Source organism: Halomonas sp. M1 (assembly GCF_029581375.1).
Lineage (GTDB): Bacteria > Pseudomonadota > Gammaproteobacteria > Pseudomonadales > Halomonadaceae > Vreelandella.
Genome location: NZ_CP121119.1, coordinates 3,112,117 through 3,137,657, shown reverse-complemented (window position 1 = coordinate 3,137,657; position 25,541 = coordinate 3,112,117). Strand labels below are relative to the sequence as shown.

Genomic DNA, 25,541 nt, shown 5'->3' with positions numbered 1-25,541 from the left:
GCGGTTACTTCACCCAAGGCAGTGAATTCATGACAAGGATGGAGACACCATGAGTCATCACACCTACAAGCACATTGAGCTAACCGGCTCCTCTGAGAAAAGTATCGAGGAAGCCGTACAGAACGCAGTGGCTAAAGCCTCTGAGACAGTGAAGCACATGCGCTGGCTGGAAGTCACCGACACCCGTGGCCATATCGAAGATGGCCGCGTTGCCCACTGGCAGGTCACCGTGAAAATAGGCTTTACACTGGAGTAAGCGCTACCTGCTTTTTGACGGCGGCTGGTTTACACTGGCCGCCGTCTTTATTGCAGCGCACACTTACACACATTATCCAGTGGCAAGACGCGCTGGCGCTTACAACGGAACCGATGCTCAGCAATGAAAATCATCATTCTTGGCGCCGGCCAGGTCGGCGGCACCCTGGCGGAACACCTCGCCCGCGAGGAAAATGACATTACCGTCGTTGATACCGATGCAGCTAAACTGCGCGAACTGCACACCAAGCTGGATATTCGTACCGTTACCGGCGCAGGCTCCTATCCAATTGTGCTTCGCCAAGCGGGCTGTGAAGACGCCGACATGCTGATTGCGGTGACCAACACCGACGAAATCAACATGATCGCCTGCCAAGTGGCCCATACGCTGTTTCGCACCCCCACCAAAATAGCCCGCGTGCGCGCCACGGCCTACCTAACCCGCAAAGGCCTGTTTGCCCACGAAGCGATCCCCATTGATGTATTGATCAGCCCAGAGCAAGTGGTGACCGACCACGTGCGCCGCCTGATTGAGCACCCAGGTGCTCTGCAGGTGCTGGAGTTTGCGGGTGGGTTGGTGCAGCTAGTGGCGGTTAAAGCGTTTTACGGCGGCCCACTAGTAGGGCAAGACCTCGCCTTCTTGGGCAAGCACATGCCCAACGTGGATACACGGGTAGCGGCCATCTATCGCCGCAACCGGCCGATTATTCCCCGTGGCGATACGGTCATTGAAGCCGACGATGAAGTGTTCTTTCTCGCCGCACGGCGGGATATCCGCGCGGTGATGAGCGAACTGCGCCGCGTCGAGCGTGATTTCCGCCGGGTGGTGATCGCTGGCGGTGGCAATATCGGTGAACGCCTCGCCGAGCACCTGGAGCACAGCCACCAGGTGAAGATCATTGAACACAACCTGGAGCGCTGCACCACGCTCTCTGAGCGGCTTGACCGCACCGTGGTACTCCACGGCAGTGCCACCAGCAAACGGCTGCTGGAAGAGGAAAATATCGAGGATTGCGATATTTTCTGTGCCCTGACCAACGACGACGAGGTCAACATCATGTCGTCGCTGCTGGCCAAACGCCTTGGAGCGAAGAAAGTGCTCACACTGATCAACAATGCAGCCTACGTTGATCTAGTTCAGGGCGGTGACATTGATATTGCCATCTCCCCCCAGCAGGCCACCATTGGCAGCCTGCTCACCCACGTGCGCCGGGGCGATATTGTTAACGTACACTCCCTGCGCCGGGGTGCCGCAGAAGCCATTGAAGCCATTGCCCACGGCGACAAACAGTCTTCCAAGGTCGTCGGCCGCACGATTCGTGACATTGATCTACCCGAAGGCACCACCATTGGTGCCATTGTGCGCGGCAAAGAGGTCCTCATAGCCCACGATGATGTGATGGTAGAGAGCGGCGATCACATCATTCTGTTTGTGGTCGATAAGCGGCGAATCCGTGATGTGGAGCGGCTATTTCAAGTGGGATTAACGTTCTTCTAGGCAATGTTCTTACTAAACACGGGGCCACTGCTATGAGGCAACCACTGCTATGAGTTTGCGGATTATTTTACGCATTTTAGGTTTGCTGCTGATGCTATTCAGCCTCACCATGCTGCCCCCCATGCTGATGTCGCTATGGTTTCGTGACGGCGTCTGGCACGCCTTTATGAGCGGGATTGCCATCTCAGTAGTGACCGGTTTAGTCCTTTATTTACCCAACCGAAATGCCCGAAAAGAGCTGCGGATTCGTGATGGTTTTATTATTGCCGCCATGTTCTGGACGGTGCTGGCGCTGTTCGGCTCGCTTCCCCTCATGCTGTTTGGTGAAGGGTCGCTAAGCATCACCGATGCAGTGTTCGAATCATTTTCAGGGCTAACCACCACCGGCGCGACGGTGATTACCGGCATCGACTTTCTGCCGGAATCCGTGCGCTACTATCGCCAACAGCTACAATGGCTGGGCGGTATGGGGATTGTGGTACTGGCTGTCGCTATCCTCCCGACGCTGGGCGTTGGAGGCATGGCACTTTACCGCACCGAAATACCGGGGCCGCTAAAGGACTCCAAGCTAACACCGCGCATTACCGAAACCGCCAAAGCCCTCTGGTATATTTACGCCACTCTTACCATTGCCTGCATGGTGGCCTACATGCTGGCGGGTATGGACTGGTTTGATGCCCTGGGCCATAGCTTTTCCACCGTCGCCATTGGCGGTTTTTCTACCCACGACGCCAGCATTGGTTACTTTGATAGCGCCACGATTGAGCTCATTTGTATTGCCTTCATGATCATTTCAGCGGTGAGCTACAGCCTGCACTTTATCGCTTGGCGTGAAAAAAGCCTGCTGCACTATTTTCAAGACCCGGAAGCCCGCTTTTTAATGCTGTTTTTGGCGGGTTTAACCATCATCACCGTCATTACACTCTGGCTGAGCAATACCTACGATGTCATGCGAGGATTGCGCCACGGCGTTTTCCAAGTGGTCTCGGTTGCCACTACGGCTGGCTTTGGCGTCGCTGACTTTTCCGCCTGGCCCGGCGCACTGCCCTTTTTGCTGTTTATGGCCGCTTTTGTGGGCGGCTGCTCAGGCTCCACCGCAGGCGGTATGAAAGTCATCCGTATTATTCTGATTTTGAAACAGGGCATGCGTGAGGTAATGCGCTTAATTCACCCCAATGCGGTGATTGCCGTTAAAGTGGGTAAAGTTAGCGTGCCTGACGGCATCGCCCAAGCGGTATGGGGGTTCTTCTCCGCCTACCTCATGCTGTTTTTCTTAATGATTGTTGGTGTCATGGCGACGGGCGTTGACCAGGTGACCGCTTGGTCAACCGTTGGCTCAGCGCTTAATAACCTGGGCCCTGCCCTCGGCGAGGCCAGCAGCCACTACGGCGATATGCCGAGTCTCGCCAAATGGATTCTAGTCATCGCCATGCTGCTGGGGCGCTTGGAGATTTTCACCATACTGGTGCTGTTTACGCCCGCATTTTGGCGCCGTTAACCCACCACCGCTTTTATATGTGCGCTTTCATATTTTATACATTGAGTAATAGTCATGACCCAAGACGACAGTTCACCACTGGCCACGGCGCCTATCACCCTACCCGCCACCAGCGGGCCTTTAAAAACCGTGACCGTAGGTAACACCCACTACACCCTGCTGGGTACCGCACACGTCTCTGCCGAAAGCGCTGATGATGTTCGCAATCTTATCAACGGCGGCACCTTTGACGCCGTTGCGATTGAGCTATGTGACGCACGCCACCACAGCATGAACAACCCTGACGCCATGGGCGAGCAGGACCTGTTCCAGGTATTCAAGCAAGGTAAAGCGGGCATGGTGGCAGCAAGCCTGGCCCTTGGCGCCTTTCAGCAGCGTATTGCCGAGCAGTCGGGCATCCAGCCCGGCGCCGAAATGCGCGCGGCGGTGGAAGCCTGCCAGCGCCGGGAGCTACCGCTGCTGTTAGTTGACCGGGATGTGGGCATTACCCTGAAACGTATTTACCGCAATGTGCCCTGGTGGCAGCGTTTCTCGCTTTTCTCTGGGCTGATTGGCAGCGTCATGTCCCGCCAGGACGTTTCCAAAGAGGATATCGAGAAGCTCAAAGAGGGCGATATGCTGGAGGCGACCTTCAACGAATTCGCCGCCGAATCGGAAGCGCTGTACACGCCGCTGATTCGCGAACGCGACCGCTACATGGCGCTACGCTTGGCCGAAGAGGCACCGCCCGGGCGCTATAAAAACGTGCTGGTGGTGCTGGGTGCCGGGCACTTGAAAGGCACGGTAGAGCATCTTGAAGCGCCGCTGCCGGAAAGCCCCACCCCCGAGCGGGAAGCGCTTGAAGCGACGCCGCCGCCCTCCAAACTCTGGAAAGCCGCCCCCTGGCTGATTACTGCGCTGGTGCTTACCGGGTTTGTGATTGGTTTTTCGCGCAATACCGAGCTTGGCTGGCAGCTGGTGATTGAGTGGTTTTTAATCAACGGCATTCTGTCGGGTGGCGCGACGATTATCGCCTTAGCACACCCGGTGACGGTGATTACGACGTTCTTTGCCGCGCCACTCACCTCGCTTAACCCCACTATTGGCGCGGGGTTTGTGGCCGCTGGGGTAGAGCTATTTATGCGCAAACCCAAGGTGCGCGACTTCTCTACCCTGCGCCACGATGTGACCGAGCTTAAAGGCTGGTGGAAAAACCGCGTCTCGCGCACCTTATTGGTCTTTCTACTGGCGACTATTGGCTCGGCGATAGGCACCTGGGTAGCCGGGTTTAGAATTGCGGGCGCCCTGTTTGGTAGCGGTGCAGCCTAAACATTGCACGCTTAATGCCCTAAACGCTGCCATCTACTTTGCGGGCTAACAGCCGCTGCATGGCAGCGGTTGGTTCTGCAATTTTGCGGTAGTAGCGGCTCTCGGCGTAGCTGTCGTTGAACACATCAAAGTAATCATCCAAGACACTTGCCGCACCTTCATCGCCGCTCTGGCGCAATAGCTCAATGGCCACTTCCGCCGTGCAGAGGTGCGCTTTCGAGGCTGGTTTACGCAGCCGATAGCGTGTTTCACGCTCGGTGCGCAGCGGCAAAACGGGCAGCGTATCCAAGTAGGGGCTCTTGCGGAACATGCGCCGCGCTTGGCGCCAGGTGCCATCTAAAATCACAAACACCGGAATGCGTGCCTGCTGCTTCGCCGCGTGCACAGCGTTAATACCCACCACACGCTCGGCGTAATCAGGCTGATCATCAGGAAAAATCACAAAGGGCGCGTAGCGCGGATCTTCAAGCAGGGCCGCCAGCGCTTCATCTGGTGCAGTGCGATACCAGGTAAACACGCGGGTATTGGTCAGTACATCGCCAATTAACCGGCCGGTATTGGTCGGTTTAAAGTGCTCAATAGAGTGAGTTAGCAACCACACCTGGGCGTCACTCTCTGCCTTTACTTGATAAGGGCACAGGCAGTTAAGCTCAGGCAGATTACAGCCTTTACAGCGCGTCACAAAACTACCCCGCGCTTTAAATTCACGCCGAGGCGGCCGCGGGTGTCCCGTTACCGGATCACATTCAGTGTGCTCAGGCGGAATAGTAATAGAGGTAGCGTCAGACATCTGCGCTCCAACGATTTAAAGAAGGCAATAAAAGGGCGCAGAGTATATAGCAGCCCGCCCACCATGACGAACACCGCGCTCTTTCGGCCACTTCAGTAAACCTGCATAGTTTTTAAAGTTGACACTAAAAGCAACTCACCGATACAGTCTTGTCAACTTTCAAAAGAAAAAAGGTTTACCCGTGACCGCTACCGCTTTCAATGCCGACACCGCCGCTCCCCGTCACGACTGGACACTGGAAGAGATTAATGCGCTGTTTGCGCTACCTTTCAATGACCTACTGTTTAAGGCCCAGCAGGTGCATCGGGCACATTTTGATGCTAACGCGGTGCAGGTCTCTACCCTTTTATCCATCAAAACTGGTGCCTGCCCGGAGGATTGCAAATACTGCCCTCAGTCTGGCCACTACAACACCCAGCTAGAAAAAGAGAAGCTGCTGGAAATCGAAAAGGTCGTGGCCCAAGCCCAAGCCGCTAAAGCGGCGGGCGCCAGCCGTTTCTGCATGGGGGCCGCATGGCGCAGCCCGCGCGACAAGGACCTCGTACTGGTGGAAGAGATGGTTCGCCAGGTAAAAGCCCTGGGGCTTGAAACCTGTATGACGCTGGGCATGGTCGATGGTGAGCAAGCCAACCGTCTTGCCGCCGCTGGGCTTGATTACTACAACCACAACCTGGATACCTCGCCGGATTTCTACGGCGAAATTATCACCACCCGTACTTACAGCGACCGCCTGGACACGCTCGCGACCGTGCGTGAAGCGGGTATGAAGGTGTGCTCCGGCGGCATTCTCGGCATGGGTGAAGATGCCCAAGACCGTAGTGCGCTGCTTCAGCAGCTCGCCAAGCTCACCCCGCACCCTGAATCCGTGCCCATTAACATGCTGGTAAAAGTCCCCGGCACGCCGCTTGAAAACGTCGAAGACCTCGACCCCATTGAGTTTATCCGCGCCATCGCCGTTGCCCGCATTATGATGCCGCAAAGCCACGTGCGGCTCTCTGCTGGCCGAGAGCAGATGAGTGAATCGACCCAGGCATTGGCCTTTTTGGCCGGGGCTAACTCCATTTTCTACGGCGACAAGCTACTTACCACCGGCAACCCTCAGGCGGATCGCGACCGTGCGCTGTTTACCAAGCTCGGCCTGCATCCTGAAAAGCGTGAGACCTGCGAAAGCGAAGACGCCCAAGCCGCTCGGCTCGCCCAACAGGCTCAGCAGCAGGAACACGCCGAACGCGTTGCCGAGTTAGCGGTAGATGCCAGTGTCTGAAGCATGGCAAGAACGGCTGGCGAGCGCTCGCGAACAGCGTTTCAATGAGCAGCGCTGGCGGCACCGGTTAGTGAACACCCACAGCGGGCTCGATTTTGCGGGAAACGACTACCTAGGGCTGGCCCAGGACCCTCGGGTACAGGCCGCCCAAGAGGAAGGCGCGCGCTGCTTTGGCGCAGGCGCAGGTGCATCCCACCTGGTTAGCGGCCATCTGGCGATACACGACGCACTGGAAGACGCCCTGGCACGCTGGACAGGCCGCGAGCGGGCCCTGCTGTTCTCTACCGGCTATATGGCGAATCTTGGCGTGCTGCAGGCGCTTGCAGACCCGCGCACGGCTATATTTCAAGACCGCCTTAACCATGCCTCTTTGTTAGACGGCGCAGCGCTTAGCGGTGCTCGCTCGCGTCGCTTTCACCACCGCGATAGCGCTGATCTTGAGCGTCTTCTTTCGCGCAGCGCGGCCACTCATAAACTGGTGGTCAGCGACGGCGTATTTAGCATGGATGGCGACGTTGCCGATATTGCCGCCCTTGCCCATATCAGCCAGCAACACAACGCATGGCTAATGATTGATGACGCGCACGGCCTGGGCGTATTGGGCGATAACGGTAGTGGCTGCGTGGCAGGTTTCGACAGCCAGCGTGTGCCCATTTTGGTGGGCACGCTGGGTAAAGCACTCGGCACTGCCGGCGCTTTTGTGGCCGGTGATGCCGCACTCATCGAGCATATTACCCAGTTTGCGCGCAGCTATATTTATACCACCGCGCAGCCCCCCAGCATCGCCGCCTCGACCCTGGAGGCATTAATGATCGTGCAGCGCGAGCCAGAACACCGCCAGCGCCTCCACCATAACATCCGCTACTTCCGCCAACAGGCCCAAGCGCTTGGCTTACCGCTCACCGAATCACTTACCCCGATTCAACCGCTGTTATTGAGCAACGAGCCTCGCACCCTAGCGTGGGCCAACCAACTCGCCGAGCAAGGTATTCAAGTGGGCGCGATTCGGCCACCCACGGTGCCCAAGGGCGCAGCGCGGCTACGCATTACGTTAAGCGCCCGCCACACATGCCACGATATTGATCGCCTACTGGAAGGGCTTTGCGCCTGCCTGCGGGAGGAAGCGGCATGCCCCGCTTAGCACCTCAACGTCTGGTGCTGCTTTCTGGCTGGGGAGTCGATCAGCGTATTTGGCAGCCCCTTGCAGACTATTGGCCCGATGGAAGTGAGGTTAGCCGCGCAGACTGGCCGGGTTACGGTGACGTGGCCGCGCTGCCAGAACCGGCCACCCTTACCTCACTTGCCCATGCCATGGCCGACCAGCTGCCCAGTGATGCCGTGTGGGTGGGCTGGTCGCTAGGTGGGCTACTGGCGACCGCGCTGCTTGACCACCTGCCCGCCCCGCGGGGCCTTATCCTGATTGGCGCAGGGGAGCGGTTTTGTAGCGATGACGGCGTAAGTACCGCTGAGCTTGCCACTTTTCAGCGCGCGTTTGCCCGCGACCCTAACGCCACCTGGCAACACTTTTTACGCTGGCAAAGCCAGGGTGAGCCTAACGCTCGCCACGCCTATCAGCAGCTACGCACCCTGCTGGGGGACACCCCAAGTGCCACGCCAAGCACGCTGTCCCAAGGGCTTCACTGGCTGGCCACCCTGGACAACACCCAGCGTTTGCAAGATACGCCCTGTCCGGTCAGTCGGTTAGTCGGTGAGCACGACCCGTTAGTGGATTCTGGCCAGCGTGCGCAGGCTGCCCGCCTCGCCCACGCGGGGCACTGCCCAATGCTTTCACAGCCCGCCGAGTTGGCCGGCGTCATCACTGAACACGCCGCTACGCTTACCCAGCAGGCCGTTAAGGAGTCGCCATGAGCAGCACGCTAGCTACGCCGCCGCCCCACCTGCCGAACTGGCAGGCAAGTGTCGCTCGGGCTTTCTCTCGGGCAGCCCCGCAATACGACGCGCTCGCCAGCGCCCAGCGTGAAATAGGCAAAGCACTGTGGCTGGCGCTGCCCACCCACGCCAAACACGTGCTCGACCTCGGCTGCGGCACCGGTTATTGGACCCAGCGCCTGGCCGCGCGCTACCCCCACGCCCACCTTACGGGGCTGGATATTGCCCCGGGTATGCTCGCCCATGCCCAGGCACTTTACGGTGATGTGATTACCTGGCAACAGGGCGACGCCGCCGCGCTACCGTTTGAGAACAGCCGTTTTGATCTAATCGTTTCCAACCTAGCAATTCAGTGGTGCAGCGATGTCAGCGCCGTGATGCAGGAGCTGGCGCGAGTGCTCACCCCCGGTGGTGAGGCACACATCACCACGCTGCTACCCGGCACGTTGAAAGAAGTCGCCACCGCCTGGCAGCGGCCAGAAGCACTGCTGCAGATGCCCGATGCTTCTACGGTTGAAGACGCTGTTGCCCTTAGCGGCTTAACGCTGGCTCGCAGCACCACCGAGCAGCGGCAGTTTTATTACCCCGACCTAAGCGCCGTCATGGCATCGATTAAAGGGGTAGGCGCCCAGGTAACACGGCCCAACGCGCAGCTTACCCGTCGTGAACTGGCCGCCGCCCAAGCGCGTTTTGAAACCCTACGTGAACCTCAAGGGCTGCCGGTTAGCTACCACTGTTTCACCCTGCACCTGGAAAAAACACCATGACCACCTATTTCGTCACCGGTACGGATACCGATGCAGGTAAAACCCTGGCGACCAGCGCCCTGCTATGCGCCGCTAAAGAGCAGCAGCTTAGTACGCTAGGGCTTAAGCCGATAGCCTCGGGCAGCAGTACTACGCCAGAGGGGCTGCGCAATAGCGATGCCCTAGCGCTTCAGGCGCAAAGCACGCCACCCGTTCGCTACGAAACCGTTAACCCCTGGGCGTTCGCCCCCGCCATTGCTCCACACTTGGCCGCCCAGGAAGCAGGCGCTGTGCTGAGCGTGGCGAAGGTAACGGAGGTACTGCAACAAACACTTCACCACACTCAGCGCGATCTAACGCTGATAGAGGGCGCAGGCGGTTGGCGGGTACCGCTTAACGCGCATGAAGACTTCTCTGATATTCCCAACGCGCTGCAACTGCCGGTGATATTGGTGGTGGGTCTCAAATTAGGCTGTCTTAACCATGCACGGCTCACCGCGGAGGTAATCGCTGCCGATGGTCTAACGCTTGCGGGCTGGGTCGGCAGCGTGGTGGACCCTGAATTTACCGCAAATCAGTTACGTTTTGACGCTAACCTAGCGCTCCTCAATGCCACACTGCCAGCGCCGTGCCTGGGCATTATTCCCCATTTAGCGACCCCGGATGCGGCACAGGCTCATCCGTATCTGTCGTTAACACCGCTGCTTAACGCGCCCACGCTGCACCAGGAAGCTGTCTTATGAGTCCTCACGTCTGGCACCCTTACGCTCATCTAAAAACCCAAACGCCTGCCCCCAAAGTCATCGGTGGTAGCGGCAGCCATTTTACGCTGGACAGTGGCGAACACCTGCTGGATGCCACCTGCTCCTGGTGGTGCATGATTCATGGCTACGCCCATCCGCGTTTAGTGGCCGCGATTCGCGAGCAGGCGGGCGAACTTTGCCATGTCATGCTGGGTGGTCTCACCCACGACCCCGCCGACCAGCTTGCGCAAGCGCTGGTGCGTATTACCCCGCCGGGGCTGAATCACGTGTTCTACTCCGACAGCGGTTCGGTGGGCATGGAAGTGGCGATGAAGATGGCTTTGCAGTACCAAGTGCTTATCGGCCACCCCGAAAAACGTAAGATGCTTTCCTTAATGAAGGCCTATCATGGCGACACCACCGGCTGCATGGCGGTGTGCGACCCCGAAGAAGGCATGCACAGCCTGTTCGCCAGCCTGCTGCCCCAACACCACTTTGCCCCGGCACCTACCGCCCCCTTCCATGCCAGCATGGAACAGGTCGAACACGACCTTAGCGCCTTGCGCTGCGTGCTTGAAAGGCATCACCATGAGATTGCCGCGCTGTTAATGGAGCCTTTGCTGCAGGCGGCAGGCGGGCTAAACATGACCTCGCCCCACTACCTACGCGGCGCACGGGCGTTATGCGATGAGTTTGGCGTGCTGCTGATTTTTGATGAAGTTGCTACCGGTTTTGGCCGCACCGGCAAACTGTTTGCGGCCAATCACGCCGATGTAACGCCGGATATTATGGTGCTCTCAAAAGGGCTGACCGGCGGCTACTTGGGCCATGCGGCTACGCTTGCCACGGATCGCGTCCACGACGCGTTTATCGGCGATAGCCCCCATCACGCCTTTATGCACGGCCCTACCTTTATGGGCAACCCGCTGGCTTGCCGAGTCGCGCTGGAGAGCCTGCGGGTGTTTGAAGAAGAGAACTACCTAGCGAAAATTGCCGCCCTTAGCCAAACGCTACATCGTGAGTTGCGGGAAGACACGGCGCTTAATGCCCACCCAGCGGTAGCCGATGTGCGCGTGCTGGGGGCCACGGCGGTGATTGAAGCGCACAGCGCGGACACATTGAAAGGGGTAGCCAGCTTCGCCCGGGAGCGCGGCGTATGGCTGCGCCCCATTGGCCGCTGGCTTTACACCATGCCCGCCTATATCACTTCCGACGCCGAGATCACCCAGATTACCGGGGTAATGAAGGCATGGTTTTTAGAGCATCAGACACCCTAAGGCAGTATCAAACTCCCCTGTTTCCGCCACTGGTTCACCAGGGCGGGCACGCCTTCGCCTGCGGTGGTATTGATCGCCAGTACACCTGGGGGCGTGAGTGAATCCGCGTCGGGGTCCACTAGGGCGCAGGGGGTATCGTAGTCGATATAACTCAGCAGCGAAGCGGCAGGCATCACCGCCAAGGAGGTACCGACCACCAGAAAAAAGTCGGCTTCGCTGACCAGCTCGCAGGCGTCTTCAAACAGCGGCACAGCCTCGCCAAACCACACCACATCGGGGCGCAGCTGGCTGCCCATATCGCACACATCACCCAGCGCAATACCGCCCTTGGGCAGCCGGTAGCGAAGCCGCATATCGACAGAAGAGCGCGCTTGCAGAATCTCACCGTGCAGATGCAGCACATTCCGCGACCCCGCTCGCTCGTGCAGGTCGTCAATATTTTGGGTAACAACGCTTACTTTAAAGCCCTCTTTTTCAAGCGCCGCCAGTGCTTTGTGGGCCGCATTCGGCTTTGCCTTTCGAATCTGCTCTCGGCGCTGGTTGTAAAACTCCAAGACGCGTTCAGGGTCACGGCGCCACCCTTGCGGTGTGGCCACTTCCTCTAAGGGATACTCTTCCCATAGCCCGTCGCTTGCGCGAAACGACCTAATGCCACTCTCGACACTAATACCTGAGCCGGTGAAAACTACTAAGTGGGGAGGTGCTGTCATAGTGTCTCTCGGTTACATTGCGCCTTACGGCTTCTTAATATACCAGCTGCCCTATCGTTCCCGCGAAACGCTGTTTATTGCGGTAGGGGTAAACGTCGATCACTCGCCCATCGATAATCGCCTGCTGCAGCTCCAGCCAGTAATCCGGGTCGAACAGCTCAGGATGCTGCTGCATAAAGACAGCGCGTAGCCCGGGGTTGGCAAACATAAACGGGCCAAACTCCTCAGGGAAGATGTCGTTGGGGCCAATGGAGAAGCTCTCGGCCCCTCCCCCTTGAAAGTCATTGCCGTAGGATTTAGGAATGTGACGAAAACGACACTCGGTGAGGTAACTGACCTCATCGTAATCGTAAAAAACCACCCGCCCGTGGCGCGTCACCCCAAAGTTTTTCAGCAACATATCACCCGGAAAAATATTCGCCGCCGCCATCTGTTTGATGGCGTTGCCGTAATCCTTAAGCACCATCACCTGCTCATCGGCGCTGCACTGCTCCAGGTAGATATTGAGCGGCGTCATCATCCGCTCGGTGTAGCAGTGCTTGATGATCACCTTGTCATCTTTAAGCGATACCGTAGAGGGCGCGACCTCTAATAGATGCTCGAGGCAATCCGGCGCGAAGTGGTCTTTGCGGACGATAAAGTTTGAGAATTCCTGGGTATCCGCCATTCGCCCCACCCGGTCGTGGCGCTTTACCAACCGGTACTTCTCCCGAACCACCGCGTGGGTGACCTCCTTCGCGGGATCGAATTTATCTTTAATGATCTTAAAAACGGTGCGAAAGCTGGGCAGTACAAACACCGCCATCACCATGCCGCGAACACCGGGCGCGATAATAAACTGATCTTCGCGCTTAGCAACCTGCAGATTAAGCGCCCGGAAAAACGCCGTTTTCCCGTACTTAAAAAAGCCAATCGCCGCATACAGCTCACTTTCAGGCTTATGGGGCATCAGCTGCTTTAGATAGCTGACAAATTCGCTCGGCACCGGTACTTCCACCTGAAAATAGGCGCGGGTAAACGAGAAGATAATCGAGACTTCATCCGTTTCTGTGAGCACCGTGTCCAAATGCAGGCACGGATCGCCGCCCTGCTGCTCACCAAAGCCTTCGCCGTGAAGCACTGGCAGTACCAGCGGCACCTGCTCGCCACCGCCTAAAATACGGCCCACCAAGTACGCCCCTTTGTTGCGATAAAAGACGTTTTTAAGCAGCTCAATCTGGGCATCTTCTGCCTGCAAAATAGCCGCTGGGAGCTGGCTTTTCAGCAGATCGGCCCCTAGGGCAATATCGCCCTCCAAGTCAGCAAATGGGTTGTCAAACGGCGCCTCATCCAGCGCCCAGGCCAGCGCCGCCTGCCAATCTCCATTTACCGTTTGCCTTCGGCACAGCTCAATGCCGGAGTGGTGGGCAGCGTCTTCACGGGAGCTGTAAACAAACATCCACTCGTTACGGATGTGGCGATAATGAAACACTGAGCAAAACAGTGAGTTGAAAAACGTCTCCGCCAGCTCGTAATCCAGCCGCTGAGCAATCATTTCGGCATAGTGACCCCGGGCTTCCCCCCAGGTTTCACAGTGCGCCAGCACATCATGCTCAAAAGTGCGCTGCAAACGCTCTAGGGTATCGCCCACTCGCTCTTCGTAGAGGTTGATACGGGCAGCGGACGCTTGCTGCGCTTCGCGCCACGCGGCATCGCGGAAACGACGACTGGCATCCGCCGTGATCTGTTTAAAGCGCCCACGATAGGCATCAAACCCATGCAGAATGGTGGCGGCTAAGCGGTAGGCCGGAGAGAGCTTCATGTCAGGGTTGCTCGTTTAAAAAGAGAGTGTACAAAGACTCCCTTAACGCCTGACTACATGCGAGACGACCTTAGTGGAGGAGCGCGCGTTAAGCGCTCTCCTGCGGGGCGGTATCCAGCAGCACCATCAGCGGTGCAACGTGGTCGGGGTCGGCAAGCAGCTGTGAGAGTTGGGTAATGTCTTCTGACAAAGGGCGGTCTTGCTCAAGCGGTCGAACCGTTTCTCGCACCCAGTGGCACAGTGTTTGGGAGGCATGGCTAAGCGCATGGGTGTTCTTCAACTCAGCGCCCTGCACCAGTACCAAGGCTTCAATCGCTAAGATTTGGTAAAGCTGCTCTAAACTCGTGCTTGCGCGGCGTGCGGCAATGGTTCCTAACGGCACAATATCCTGATTATCCGCATTCGTCGGAATAGACTGAATAGAGGCGGGCATGGCGTGGCTACGTAATTCAGCCACTAGCGCCGTTGCGCTCACCTGAGCGCCCATAAACCCGCTGTGCAAGCCCGTATCAAGCGGCTGCATAAAGGCGGGAAGCCCCTTATTTTTTAAAGGGTCGGTAATTCTGGCAATGCGACGCTCGCTGTAAAGCGCCATCTGAATGAGCGCATTGTTGAGGTGATCGCTGGCAAAGGCTAAGTGCTGCCCAAAAAAATTCCCGCCGTGCAAAATCAGGTCGTCGTCGGCAAACAGTAGCGGGTTATCAGTGACCGCTTCCAGTTCAATACGCACCGTTTGCGCATGTTGCTCAACAACGTCCCACACGGCACCTAGCGCCTGGGGAGCACAGCGCAGCGTATACGCATCTTGGGGTAGTGGCCGGTGCTGGGTAATATCGCTGGGCATCTCTGGAAGCTGCTCCGATACGGGCCTCCAAGGTATTAGTGCATCGCTAGTTGCGGATAGCGACCAAAGCCACTGGTGAAGCTGCCGCTGGCCTGGGTGTGGACGAAGCTTGCCTATCAGCGGATGAAACGCCTCGCGGTGCCCTCCCAGTAGTTCCGAGTAAAGCAGTACCAGTAAGGCACTGAGTTTTACCGCCCGTTGCGCAGCAGTGGCATTTAACGCCGCGATCCCGGCCGTGGTCGATGTGCCGTTGACGAGCGCAATGGCATCTTTGCCTTGTAGGACAAGCGGCTCCCACCCCAGCTGACGGTGAGCCTCGGCGCTGTCGATCCAGCGGCCGCCACGCAGGCTTACTCTGCCTTCACCGCTCAATGCGCGGGCCAGGTGCGCCAGCGGCGTTAAATCACCGCTCGCCCCTACCGTGCCCCGCGAGGGCACTTCAGGCACCACGTCCGCCTCAAGCCATGCAAGCAGCCGCTCGATTAATAAAGGGTTCGCGCCGGAGTGTCCTCGAACTAGACTCGCGACGCGGGCCACCATCATGGCGCGAACCTGGGTGTGTGCCAGCGGCTCTCCCACACCGCTGCATAGGTGATAGACCAAATTCTGCTGCAGGAGCGCTGACTGCTTAGGATCTACGTCCGTGGTGGCCAGCGGCCCGTACCCTGTTGTCACTCCGTAGATACGGCGTCGCTGGTTAATAGCGTCGCACAGAAAAGCATGTGCTTGTGCGCTCGCTCGTTTTTCTTCTTGCGACAGCACAAGCATCTGACGCCCAAGGGCGATGTTTTCAATCTCTTCCAACGTCCGAGAGTCATCGTTCATATCAGTACTTCCTGTACAAAAATTACCAATCAGTGAGTTTGCCCATCGCATTGGTTGGTAGCGATGCTCCGTAAGTGATACTTACCGGGCGCTCTGCGGCTGGCCAGTGGGCCGTGGCTTGGGCAATCGTACTGGCGGTTTCATGTTCATCTTGCGTAGGAACCACGAACGCCTTTAAGCGTGGCGATGCGGCAGACCCGGTGACGCGCACACTACAGTCGGCAACCCCGGTTAACGCGCATAAATTCCGCGCGACATGCTGGGGGCTGACGTTAACACCACCAATGATGACCACATCGTCAAGGCGCCCTTTCACCGTAAAATGGGTGTCGTCGACCCACTGCGTAGCGTCCAGAAGCGGAACCGGGTGGTCACTATTATCGCGCTGAAGGTGCTGTGTATCGTGGCGTTGCCAGTGGGTTAGCAGCTGGTAGGGCTCAGAGGCACGCCAACGGGTTGCCACACCGCCGGTTTCTGTACTGCCATAAATATCGAGCAAACCGGCTAAGCCTTGCTCAACCAGCGTGTTAGACGTAGCCGCCGAAAGGGGGGCCGATGAAGAGACGCCGGTCACGTTTTCAGGCCACTCCCTGCGAGTGCTTGCCAGGTAGTCCCAGCAAGGCGGCACAGTCACCAGCATGTCGCTAGGCGCCAAAGCGGGCATAGCTGCTCCTGCTACACTAACGCGCGGTATATTCAGCCGTGCTGGCAGGGCAACGCCCCACATAAAGCCGTAAAGATGATGTAACGGTAACCACCCTATGACACGGTTAATCGGCATCACAGGCGCTAAGCGGCGTATTAGCGCCTGCACTTCCGCTGCTATATCTTCCCAACGGTTTAAATGGGCGCTGGGAGCGCCTGTACTCCCTGACGTGCGAAACGTAAGGCCTGACGTATCATCGAGCGCCTGCGCCACAATGGCTGCCCAGTCATCAATGTGCTGAGTCATGAGAAGACGGTCTTCTACCCCTGTTTCATATAAACGAAAGTATTCATTCACACAGGCGGCGAGATGCAGTCTTTCTAGGGAGTCGATGGAGGGCGAACTTTGCCAGTCTGGCGCGGGAGTTCCGCGGTAGGCAGCGAGTTCAGCGCTTAGCAGAGATTGCAGAACCGCCTTGCAATCGGCTTCGCTTAGCCACTGAGGCATCTGATGATCCTTAATAACGCCAGAAATATCGTACGGTTTAAACACAAAACCGCCCACTCACAGTATCCATTGAGCGGGCGGCCCTTGGGTAATCTGGGTTATAAGCGTTTAACGAAAATCCAGAAAGTATCTCCAGAAAGCGCCTTTTTCATATGCACTTTTACTTTTGTGGGCGTCATCTGATAATCGAACACGTACTCAAACATGGTGTTTAAATCACCATTTTTAACGCCTTCCTTGAAACGGCCCTGAAATTCTTTGCTTTGTGTGCAGGGAGCAACATCAGTAAAGAAATTTTTGCCAATGACGCTTTTAGGGTCACGACCGGTAATACCACCTTCCGCTGCGTTGTATTGAATGATTTTGCCATTGGCATCTAGCTGGATGGCGCCAAAAGCCAGCGTATCAAGCTTTTTGTCGTCCATGTTGGCTAGGGCATTTTCAATATCATCGCCGCCAAAACGTACCATTTCCATCGCCATTACCACATCTCCTGTTTGAGTACCCTGCAGACGCATTGAATACTTCAATTTTTTGTACAAAAGCTATACATAGATTATAACTACCTTTTGAATCTAGCAGTACCAGGGCCTCAAAGCAATCAGCTAATACTATTTAATGAGACCAGAAAACGTTCTACTTATTCCCGCTCAATGTCTCTAGTCCCAACACGTAGAGAGCAAATGGCCCAGCGGTTCTGTCGGCAATTAAAAAACCAATTTGATGAATACTTTTCGGGTCTAACAGCGGCGCACTGCCAAGCAGCGTGCCGCGGCGTACGGCTTCAAAACTATGCCAAGGAAAATCCCACGTTTCCCACTCATCTTTGGTAGGCGTGAACGTTATCCGATAGGCACTGGCGTCCTCTAATGCAGTACTTTTTAAACGCAGCTGATAGGTGCGACCATCGCCGCGCACCCTAAGCCTTATGCCCTCGCCCTGGGTAAGCAATGGTTCAACGTGGTTAGGCTCACGGCGTACCGAGGCAAAGCCGCCGCCGTTTTCCAATGAGACCTCGCCATAAAAGCAGCCTGAGCCTGCTTCAATACGAAACCCACTGTGGGACTCACCGCCCATTACGCCATCATCCACGGCATACCAGCGCTGCTGTTCGCTTGGATCGGTAAAAGTTAACGTCATGGTGGCTCCTCAAAAAGTGGAATATCCAGCGTTTCACTACGGCTTAATGAATGCAACATTGGCTTCAATCAGCGACGAGGAAGTTATCCTTAAAGCCTGTGGCGACGGCGTCGCCTTCCAGCACGTTATCTTCGCTGCGATCTTTCAACTTTACGCCGGAAAGCGTTAGCTGCCGGGCCTCTTTTAATAGCAATAGCATCCGCCGAGCAGCCTCCTCGGGATTCAACCCTGCCGGACGGACATTTGAAATACAGTTTCGCCGGTCATCTTTTAGACCCACTTCAGGCGCCCAGGTCATATACAACCCGAGGCTATCGGGGGAGCTTAATCCTGGGCGTTCGCCAATCATCACCAGCACCGCATCGGCGTTAAGCAGCGCACCCACTTCATCGCCAATGGCGACACGGCCCTGTTCGACAAAGGTTAAGGGTGCGAGCTGCCACGCTTGCTGATCACTTTCAAAAGCGCGATACAGCGCAGTAAGAAACGGCGCGCTGTTCTGCTGCACCGCCAGTGCGGAAAGCCCATCGACAATCACCACCGCCAAATCGAAGCGCTGACCTGACTCGGCGGCTTGCTGCAGCTGCTCCCGCGACGGCTCGCTTAAGCGTCGACCATAGTCGGGCCGCTGTAGATAAGTAGCGCGATCCTTTGCAAGCGTGTGTAAGCGAATAGGCGACGCAGTGAGGTTAAGCGTGTCGGTTAGCGCTGCCTCTAAGGCTTCACCATCAAGTGCGCAGTGAACGGCATCCTGGGCTTGAGCGTGGGCCAGCTGAAACGCTAATAGCTTGCTGGTGGGTAGACTAACCCCAGCGCGTCCAAGGCCAATCCGCGCATCGGTAAAGGCACTCAATCGCTCCCAAGGATTCTCCACCACGATGGGGGATAAGGGTTTATGCACCATGGCGCGGCTCCTTAGGCAGATGACGCAGGCTGTTGGCAAAGGCGGTGGGGAGTTGGTCATTCAGCCGATACGTACTGACATCCTGGAAAATCTGCATGTCCACCAACCAGCGCTCAAATTCGGGCGCTGCTTTCAGCCCCAGTACGCGCCGCGCATAAAGCGCGTCATGAAAAGAAGTGGTTTGGTAGTTGAGCATAATGTCGTCAGAGCCGGGGATGCCCATAATGAAGTTACAGCCCGCTACGCCGAGTAGCGTCAGAAGGTTATCCATATCGTTTTGATCGGCCTCAGCGTGGTTGGTGTAGCAAACGTCGCAACCCATAGGCACCCCTAACAGCTTGCCGCAGAAGTGATCCTCAAGCCCCGCCCGAGTGATTTCTTTACCATCGAATAAATACTCAGGGCCAATAAAGCCCACCACGGTATTCACCAGCAGCGGATTGAACTTGCGCGCCACGGCGTAGGCACGGGCTTCACAAGTTTGCTGATCAAGGCCATGGTGGGCATCAGCAGAAAGCGAGCTGCCCTGGCCGGTTTCGAAATACATTACGTTGCGGCCCACTGTCCCGCGATTGAGCGAATGCGCCGCTGCCTCAGCTTCAGCTAGGGTGCTTAAATCGAACCCGAAACTGCGGTTGGTAGCTTCTGTACCGCCGATGGATTGGAAGACCAGATCGACTGGGGCGCCCTGCTCAATCGCTTCTAACGTGTTCGTCACATGGGTAAGCACGCAGGACTGGGTAGGGATTTGATACTTCTGGATCACCTCATCCATCAGGCGCATCAGCTTGATACTTTGAGCGACGTTATCGGTGGCAGGGTTGATACCAATCACCGCATCGCCGCTGCCATACAGCAGCCCATCGAGAATACTGGCGGCAATGCCGGTGACATCGTCGGTAGGATGATTGGGCTGAAGCCGTGTAGAGAGCCGCCCCGGCAGCCCAATTGTATTGCGAAACGCGGTCGTCACTTGGCACTTTTTGGCCACCAAAATCAGATCCTGATTGCGCATTAGCTTGCTCACCGCGGCAGCCATTTCGGGAGTAATGCCGGTACAAACAGCAGTGAGTACCTCGCAAGTGGCGTGGTCAGACAGCAACCAGTTGCGGAAATCTCCCACGGTTAGATGCTTTAGCGGCGCAAAAGCGCCGATATCGTGGTCATCGATAATAAACCGGGTAATTTCATCCTGCTCATAAGGAATCAGAACGTCATTTAAGAACGTCGTGAGCGGCAGCTCGGCAAGCACCATTTGCGCCACCACCCGCTCCTCCGAGGATTCAGCCATCACCCCCGCCAAACGGTCACCGGAACGGGGCGGTGTGGCCTTAGCCATTAATTCCGCTAAATTGGAAAAACGGTAAGTACGCTCTCCCAACGTGGTGTGATAACACTGTGACATCGCATCACCCTCATATTAGCTATGCTTATAGGCATGGGTGACTTTCAAGTTAGCCGCTGATGTGCTGCACGTCAGCCGTTAAAATAAGTGGGAGCTAAGAAGTAAGATGATAAATACAACAGCTTGGAATCGACTTCGCTATACTGTCTACGCCCCACTGTATGACCTTGTGGCCACCAAAGCGTTTTGTAAGCCGCGACGCATGGCCCTTGGCCAAGTCGACTGGGAGCCAGGCATGCGCGTTTTATTAGTAGGCGCAGGCACAGGCTTAGACTTGCCGTATTTGCCCCATGAGCTAGAAACACATTTGACCGACTTAACGCCCGCCATGGTAAAGCGTGCACGAGAACGGGCAGAAAAAGCGAGGCGGGATGTAGAGTGCCGAGTCATGGACGCCGCTGCGCTAGAGTACCCGGACGAACATTTCGACGTGGTAGTGATGCATCTTATCCTCGCGGTCATGCCCCGCCCAGAACAGGGGCTGGCAGAAGCTAACCGAGTGCTGAAGCCGGACGGCCAGCTGTGCGTAATGGACAAATTTCAGCCAGATGCTCAACCTGCTGGGCCAAGCAGGCGGGCGCTAAACGCCTTCACCTCGTTTATCGCTACCGATATCACACGCCAGGCCACGCCTCTTATACAACAGGCTGGCTTTACCATTCAGCGCGACGAACCGGTGCTTATGAAGGGTTTATTCCGCGCCCTGCTGGCGACAAAATAAGCCCTACTAAGCTGTTTGTTAGCTAACGCATTCAGAAAACCTGCATTTTAATCCGCACTTTTAGTACAATCACCCTAATCGCGTAAAGCATTTGTACAACCAACTGTTTCGCTATTTATGCGCGTCGCTTATCAGCCAATACTCAGGGTGCCCAATGCCTAAAGCTGCCGTGAAACGTTTTCGCCGCCTCCCAGAAGAAGAGCAATCCCGCGTTATCGAGATGGCCTGGGAGGATCGCACACCGTTTGAAGCCATCGAAGGACTGTTTGGCTTGGGCGAGCCGGATGTCATCGAGGTAATGCGCCATCAGCTGAAACCTGCTTCATTTCGGCTATGGCGTAAGCGCGTCACTGGTCGGGCTACCAAACACACGGCCTTGCGCTCACCCGATGTATTGCGGGGCTACTGCCCCACACAATATAAGCGCTAATGACGCCAGCCAGCACAGGCTTATACAGCGGTCATCAAAACAGAACTTTCTTAAGACGCCTCTTTATTGTTATATTATCTCATAACATAAGACCGTTTTGAGGTGTACTCGCAATGACTGCTTTCTCTCCCCTGCCCGTCACCGTACTTTCGGGCTTTTTAGGTGCCGGTAAAACCACCGTGCTCAACCATATTCTCGCCAACCGTGAAGGTCGCCGGGTAGCGGTCATCGTTAACGATATGAGTGAGGTAAATATCGACGGCGCACTGGTGCGCGGCGGCCCTGGTGAGTCGACATTGGATGGTGACGTGGCACTAAACCGCTCGGAGGAGCGCTTAGTAGAGATGAGCAACGGCTGCATCTGCTGCACCCTGCGTGAGGACTTGCTGGAAGAAGTCAGCCAACTGGCACGAGAAGGTAAGTTCGATTACTTGGTGATCGAGTCCACCGGCATTTCCGAGCCGCTGCCCGTGGCGGAAACCTTCACTTTTGAGGACGAAAGCGGCCAGAGCCTTTCCCAGGTTGCGCGGCTGGATACACTGGTCACCGTGGTAGACGGTGCCAACTTCCTTGAGCAGTACCGTGAAGCGCAAACTCTGGAAGAAGCAGGCGAAAGCTTAGGCGAAGACGACGAGCGCAACGTTGCCGACCTGCTGGTCGACCAAATTGAGTTTTGTGATGTTCTGCTGATCAGTAAAACCGACCTAATCAGTGAAAAAGAGCTGGAGGCACTGAAAGCGATTCTGCGCTCGCTTAACCCCGATGCGGAGCTGGTGCCAATCACCCAAGGTGGTGTGCCGCTAGACAAAGTGCTGGATACCGGCAAGTTCGACTTTGAGCGCGCTCAGCAGGCACCCGGCTGGCTAAAAGAGATGCGCGGCGAGCATGTGCCCGAAACCGAAGAGTATGGCATTGGCAGCTTTGCCTATCACGCCCGCCGCCCCTTTCATCCGCAAAAATTCCACGACCTGCTAAATCAAGAGTGGTTTGGTAAAGGCTTGCTACGCTCGAAAGGCTTCTTCTGGCTCGCGACTCGGCCACGCTATGCAGGCCAGTGGAGCCAAGCGGGCGGCATTGCTCATCACGGCCCTGCCGGTGTGTTCTGGAAAGCTATCCCTGAAGACAGCTGGCCCGACGACCCCGAATACCGCCAGTTTATTATGGAAAAGTGGCAGGAACCGTTTGGCGATATGCGCCAGGAGCTGGTGTTTATCGGCCAACACCTGGACCAAGCCAAAATGCGCGAAGCGCTGGATGCGTGCCTGTTGAGTGAAGGTGAGCTGCTAGATGGTATGGAAGCGTGGAAGACGCTGCCCGACCCTTTTCCGGCTTGGGAGTAAGCCGTTGGGGTGATGCATAAACAGCAGAGAGAGGCCGCAGCCTCTCTCTTTTATTGCCGACTGTTTTTTTGCACGCTAAGGGCCTTATTGCAGCATGCTGGGCAACCAGGTAGCCAGGCCCGGAAATACTATCAGCACCGCCACCAACAGCATCGAACAGAAAATATAAGGAATCGCGGCCGAGTAAATTTCACGCATGGTAGTACCTGCCGGTGCGACCCCTTTCATCACAAACAACAACAGCCCTAATGGCGGCGTTGAGAAGCTGATTTCAAGCGCCAACAAAACAACAATACCGAACCACACCAAATCAAAGCCCAGCGCATGTGCCAAAGGGAAGAAGATCGGTACAGTCAGCATCATAATGGAGATTTGCTCCATAAAGGTGCCTAACACCAGCAGTACCACAAACATTGCCAGCAGCATAAAAATCGGTGAAAGCTCAAAGCTGGTCGCCCAGCCGATCAGCCCACCTGAGGCGCCTGAAAAGCCCAGTAGTTGGCTGAAAGTCGCTGAACCGAACACAATTAAGTAGGCCATTAAAGTGACTTTCAGCGCCCCGGTGACCGAAAGCTTAAACGCCTCCCAGGTCATGCAGCGGAAAATAAACGCCAAGATAATCACGCCCAATGCCCCAAAGGCCGCCGCTTCTGAAGGCGTTGCAAACCCCAACAGCATCATCGCAACAATAATCACCATTACGCTGAGCATGGGCAGAATATCGGTCACAATCAGCTTAAGCTTTGTGCTAAGCGGTACCGGCTCTAACTCATAGGCAGGTGCGGCGGCTGGATCCAACTTGGTTTGGATAAAAATAGTGACGATGTAAAAAACCGCCAGGGTAAGTCCCGGTAAAATGCCCGCAATAAGCAGTGCGCCAATATCCACTCTTGCCAACGTTGCTAACAGTACAGCAAGCGCTGAGGGCGGAATAATAATCGCGAGGCCGCCGGTGCCCAGAATCGGGCCAATGGCCATTTTCTTTTTATAGCCGCGCCGCTCCATTTCCGGCACAAGCAGCGAACCCATCAATGCTGTGGAGCCCATAGAAGAGCCGCTCAGGGTAGAAAAAGCCGTACCGCCCACGACGGTGACATAGGATAAACGTCCTGGGAGTTTGCCCATTAGTTGGTCAACAGCATTAAACATTTTCATGCCCAGGCCAGTGCGGAAAAACAGCTCCCCCATCAATAAGAACAGCGGAATAGGCACTAAGTTAAAGCTTGAGAGCGCGCCAAAACCGTTGTTGAGCATCTGAACAATGCCGGTTTGCCCCCCCATAAAGTGCCAGGCACCGATCACGTTGGCGGCTAAAAACGCAAGCGCAATCGGCGTACCAATGGCCATAAAAATGAGAATCAGCGAAAGCAAAAAAGCGAGTGCAAAGTACCATTCCATTATTCTTTTATCCCCGCTTCACCACTGTGAAGAATGTCATGACCCACCACGAAGCGGCCAAATTCGATTGCCATTAAAGTGAAGCTGATAGGGAAAACTATCGTCAACATCCACTTCGGCACAAAGAAAGCGCGCACGTCGTAATCACTCCGCTCGATATTGAGTAACACCAAATCCAACCCTTTCCAGGCCAATATGGCGCAGACCACCACACACAGCAGCGACACACCACGGCTAACTATATTCAGCGCTGCAGGGGGCAACACCGAGGTCAGCAGCTCAATATGCACATGCCCTTTTTGGCGCACCAACCAGGGGGCACCCAGCAGAGTGAGGTAGAACATGGCGTACTCGGTTGAAAGGAAAAACCACGCCGAGGGCTGAAGTCCCAAATTACGAATTACCACTGAGAGCACCACTGCCACCATCAGCCATACCAACATGATGGCGGCTAGTAGTGCCATGCCGTTAAGCAGCAGTAAGTAGCCACGTTGTGCGTAGCGCATAAAAAGCCCTAGAAAATATAGCCACACAGGAAGGGGCGCTAATAACGTTAGCGCCCCACATGCTTTTTACAGATCGTTAAACTTCTCGATCAGCGTGTCGTAATGCTCCAGACCTGAAGGATGGCGTTCCATCTGGCGGCGCATGCGCTCCCAGGTGGCATCGCGGGAAGCTTCGGCATAGCGCTCACCAACCTCGCCTTCAAGGGTAATGACCTGCATACCGTCAGCCTCAAGCTCAGCCTGCTGCTCTTCGGCTAAGTTAGCCAATGTCTCGGCACTTGCACGCTCATGTTCGATGGCCACTTCTTGAAGAATTTGTTGGGACTCTTCGCTTAGCTGGTTCCACTTATCCAGGTTAACGATTACGCCCATGTCGGTAGAGAAGAACGCCGGATCAATTCGATAGTTGAGAAAGCGATCCCAGTTGAGATCTTTCAGGCCAATTTGCGTCCAACCAGTGGCATTAACCACGCTACGCTCCAACGCTGCGTATACGTCGGTCGTTGGCAGGCTGATCGGTTGTGCACCCAGGTAGTCTTGGAAGAAAGCGTCATACACAGGATTACTGCGCAACCGCAGCCCCGAGACGCTTAGGTTGCCGTCGTCATCAATGGTGGGCTCGTTAATGGTATAGAGGTTGTAGCTCACCCCACTATCGAACCAGCCCAGATAGTAGGTGCCCATTTTCTCTTGGTGGATTTCATTAAGCAGGTCGATACCACCGTTTTCACGGGCGAAAATAGCGTTGGTGTTAGAAGCGACCATAGCATCGCGCTCTGGCACCGTGCCTGCGTAGAAGCTTGCAGCGGTGTAGGCCATATCCACTACACCATTGCGTACGGCATCAGGCTGCTCAGAAAGGCCGATGACTTCAGGACCGCCGCGTACATTGATTTGCACCACACCTTCGCCTCGCTCGTTGACCTTATCGACGAATTCCAGAAAGCTTTGGGTGTAGATCAACGAAGGGGGAAATGCATGCACAGCGGTGATTTGATCAACCGCCAGTGCTTGGGTGGAAACCAGGGCGGTGAGCATGCCCAGGGTAAGGGTTACTTTTTTCATCATATATCTCCTGCACAAGGGGCTGCTTTG

General features: G+C 56.1%; 25 protein-coding genes. 13 read left to right on the top strand and 12 right to left on the bottom strand.

What is annotated here, in order from left to right:
• The first annotated feature begins 49 nt into the window (after positions 1-49).
• The 4 genes from P8S54_RS14470 (at position 50) to P8S54_RS14455 (ending at position 4,559) form a co-directional block, all read left to right on the top strand.
• A complete protein-coding gene (locus P8S54_RS14470; RefSeq protein WP_263067515.1) occupies positions 50-256 on the top strand; it encodes a dodecin in 207 nt (68 codons plus the stop codon).
• Positions 257-379: 123 nt separating this feature from the next.
• Positions 380-1,753: a Trk system potassium transporter TrkA gene (trkA, locus tag P8S54_RS14465; RefSeq protein WP_281442287.1), complete on the top strand. Its 1,374-nt coding sequence runs from the start codon at positions 380-382 to the stop codon at positions 1,751-1,753.
• A 49-nt stretch (positions 1,754-1,802) separates the two neighbouring features.
• Positions 1,803-3,251, top strand: coding sequence for a TrkH family potassium uptake protein (locus P8S54_RS14460; protein ID WP_281442286.1), 1,449 nt, complete (start codon positions 1,803-1,805; stop codon positions 3,249-3,251).
• 54 nt (positions 3,252-3,305) lie between these two features.
• Positions 3,306-4,559 (top strand): TraB/GumN family protein, encoded by a 1,254-nt coding sequence (locus P8S54_RS14455; RefSeq protein ID WP_009100835.1) that lies wholly within the window; start codon positions 3,306-3,308, stop codon positions 4,557-4,559.
• Between the two features lie 19 nt (positions 4,560-4,578).
• Here the strand turns inward: P8S54_RS14455 and P8S54_RS14450 are convergent, their stop codons facing one another.
• The gene (locus P8S54_RS14450) at positions 4,579-5,349 is read right to left on the bottom strand and encodes a DTW domain-containing protein (protein WP_281442285.1); all 771 of its coding nucleotides are present in this window, start codon (positions 5,347-5,349) and stop codon (positions 4,579-4,581) included.
• A gap of 181 nt (positions 5,350-5,530) precedes the next feature.
• Between P8S54_RS14450 and bioB the strand changes: the two genes are divergently transcribed.
• Genes bioB through bioA form a run of 6 tightly spaced genes read left to right on the top strand, consistent with a single transcriptional unit; the run spans position 5,531 to position 11,269 of the window.
• Positions 5,531-6,613, top strand: a complete 1,083-nt coding sequence (gene bioB / locus P8S54_RS14445; RefSeq protein WP_281442284.1) for a biotin synthase BioB — start codon at positions 5,531-5,533, stop codon at positions 6,611-6,613.
• Positions 6,600-7,754: an 8-amino-7-oxononanoate synthase gene (bioF, locus tag P8S54_RS14440; RefSeq protein ID WP_281442283.1), complete on the top strand. Its 1,155-nt coding sequence runs from the start codon at positions 6,600-6,602 to the stop codon at positions 7,752-7,754. Before bioB ends, bioF begins: the two co-directional genes overlap by 14 nt.
• Complete coding sequence (locus tag P8S54_RS14435; protein WP_281442282.1) at positions 7,742-8,482, top strand: alpha/beta fold hydrolase; 741 nt, start codon at positions 7,742-7,744, stop codon at positions 8,480-8,482. Before bioF ends, P8S54_RS14435 begins: the two co-directional genes overlap by 13 nt.
• Positions 8,479-9,270, top strand: a complete 792-nt coding sequence (gene bioC, locus P8S54_RS14430) for a malonyl-ACP O-methyltransferase BioC (RefSeq protein ID WP_281442281.1) — start codon at positions 8,479-8,481, stop codon at positions 9,268-9,270. The genes P8S54_RS14435 and bioC overlap by 4 nt, the downstream gene beginning before the upstream one ends.
• Entirely contained in the window at positions 9,267-9,992 is a 726-nt protein-coding gene (bioD, locus tag P8S54_RS14425; RefSeq protein ID WP_281442280.1) for a dethiobiotin synthase, read from the top strand. The genes bioC and bioD overlap by 4 nt, the downstream gene beginning before the upstream one ends.
• The gene (bioA, locus tag P8S54_RS14420; protein WP_281442279.1) at positions 9,989-11,269 is read left to right on the top strand and encodes an adenosylmethionine--8-amino-7-oxononanoate transaminase; all 1,281 of its coding nucleotides are present in this window, start codon (positions 9,989-9,991) and stop codon (positions 11,267-11,269) included. The genes bioD and bioA overlap by 4 nt, the downstream gene beginning before the upstream one ends.
• Here bioA and P8S54_RS14415 read toward each other — a convergent pair.
• From P8S54_RS14415 to P8S54_RS14380, 8 genes are all read right to left on the bottom strand, one after another.
• On the bottom strand, positions 11,266-11,979 hold the full coding sequence (locus P8S54_RS14415; protein ID WP_281442278.1) for an NAD-dependent deacylase: 714 nt from the start codon (positions 11,977-11,979) through the stop codon (positions 11,266-11,268). The two genes, bioA and P8S54_RS14415, sit on opposite strands and share 4 nt — an antisense overlap.
• A 34-nt stretch (positions 11,980-12,013) precedes the next feature.
• The gene (gene aceK / locus P8S54_RS14410) at positions 12,014-13,780 is read right to left on the bottom strand and encodes a bifunctional isocitrate dehydrogenase kinase/phosphatase (RefSeq protein WP_281442277.1); all 1,767 of its coding nucleotides are present in this window, start codon (positions 13,778-13,780) and stop codon (positions 12,014-12,016) included.
• An 88-nt stretch (positions 13,781-13,868) separates the two neighbouring features.
• A complete protein-coding gene (locus P8S54_RS14405; protein WP_281442276.1) occupies positions 13,869-15,449 on the bottom strand; it encodes an aromatic amino acid ammonia-lyase in 1,581 nt (526 codons plus the stop codon).
• Positions 15,450-15,471: 22 nt separating this feature from the next.
• The gene (locus P8S54_RS14400; protein ID WP_281442275.1) at positions 15,472-16,602 is read right to left on the bottom strand and encodes an AMP-binding protein; all 1,131 of its coding nucleotides are present in this window, start codon (positions 16,600-16,602) and stop codon (positions 15,472-15,474) included.
• Positions 16,603-16,700: 98 nt separating this feature from the next.
• Complete coding sequence (gene pyp / locus P8S54_RS14395; RefSeq protein ID WP_281442274.1) at positions 16,701-17,084, bottom strand: photoactive yellow protein; 384 nt, start codon at positions 17,082-17,084, stop codon at positions 16,701-16,703.
• Positions 17,085-17,238: 154 nt separating this feature from the next.
• On the bottom strand, positions 17,239-17,742 hold the full coding sequence (locus P8S54_RS14390) for a CIA30 family protein (protein WP_281442273.1): 504 nt from the start codon (positions 17,740-17,742) through the stop codon (positions 17,239-17,241).
• 64 nt (positions 17,743-17,806) lie between these two features.
• Positions 17,807-18,646 carry an ethanolamine ammonia-lyase subunit EutC gene (gene eutC / locus P8S54_RS14385; RefSeq protein ID WP_281442272.1) on the bottom strand — a complete coding sequence of 280 codons (840 nt, stop codon included), beginning with the start codon at positions 18,644-18,646 and terminating at the stop codon, positions 17,807-17,809.
• Positions 18,636-20,051, bottom strand: a complete 1,416-nt coding sequence (locus P8S54_RS14380; RefSeq protein WP_281442271.1) for an ethanolamine ammonia-lyase subunit EutB — start codon at positions 20,049-20,051, stop codon at positions 18,636-18,638. The genes eutC and P8S54_RS14380 overlap by 11 nt, the downstream gene beginning before the upstream one ends.
• Before the next feature lie 106 nt (positions 20,052-20,157).
• Here P8S54_RS14380 and P8S54_RS14375 point away from each other — a divergent pair, with 106 nt between their 5' ends.
• The 3 genes from P8S54_RS14375 to zigA all read left to right on the top strand — a co-directional run bounded on the left by P8S54_RS14375 (position 20,158) and on the right by zigA (position 22,542).
• Entirely contained in the window at positions 20,158-20,772 is a 615-nt protein-coding gene (locus P8S54_RS14375) for a class I SAM-dependent methyltransferase (protein WP_281442270.1), read from the top strand.
• A 154-nt stretch (positions 20,773-20,926) separates the two neighbouring features.
• A complete protein-coding gene (locus tag P8S54_RS14370) occupies positions 20,927-21,202 on the top strand; it encodes a TIGR03643 family protein (RefSeq protein ID WP_009100811.1) in 276 nt (91 codons plus the stop codon).
• Positions 21,203-21,315: 113 nt separating this feature from the next.
• The gene (zigA, locus tag P8S54_RS14365) at positions 21,316-22,542 is read left to right on the top strand and encodes a zinc metallochaperone GTPase ZigA (protein ID WP_281442269.1); all 1,227 of its coding nucleotides are present in this window, start codon (positions 21,316-21,318) and stop codon (positions 22,540-22,542) included.
• Between the two features lie 84 nt (positions 22,543-22,626).
• Here the strand turns inward: zigA and P8S54_RS14360 are convergent, their stop codons facing one another.
• The 3 genes from P8S54_RS14360 to dctP form a co-directional block, all read right to left on the bottom strand.
• Positions 22,627-23,940, bottom strand: a complete 1,314-nt coding sequence (locus tag P8S54_RS14360) for a TRAP transporter large permease (protein ID WP_281442268.1) — start codon at positions 23,938-23,940, stop codon at positions 22,627-22,629.
• Positions 23,940-24,446, bottom strand: coding sequence for a TRAP transporter small permease (locus P8S54_RS14355; RefSeq protein ID WP_281442267.1), 507 nt, complete (start codon positions 24,444-24,446; stop codon positions 23,940-23,942). The genes P8S54_RS14360 and P8S54_RS14355 overlap by 1 nt, the downstream gene beginning before the upstream one ends.
• A gap of 66 nt (positions 24,447-24,512) precedes the next feature.
• The gene (dctP, locus tag P8S54_RS14350) at positions 24,513-25,511 is read right to left on the bottom strand and encodes a TRAP transporter substrate-binding protein DctP (protein WP_281442266.1); all 999 of its coding nucleotides are present in this window, start codon (positions 25,509-25,511) and stop codon (positions 24,513-24,515) included.
• Positions 25,512-25,541 lie beyond the last annotated feature (30 nt).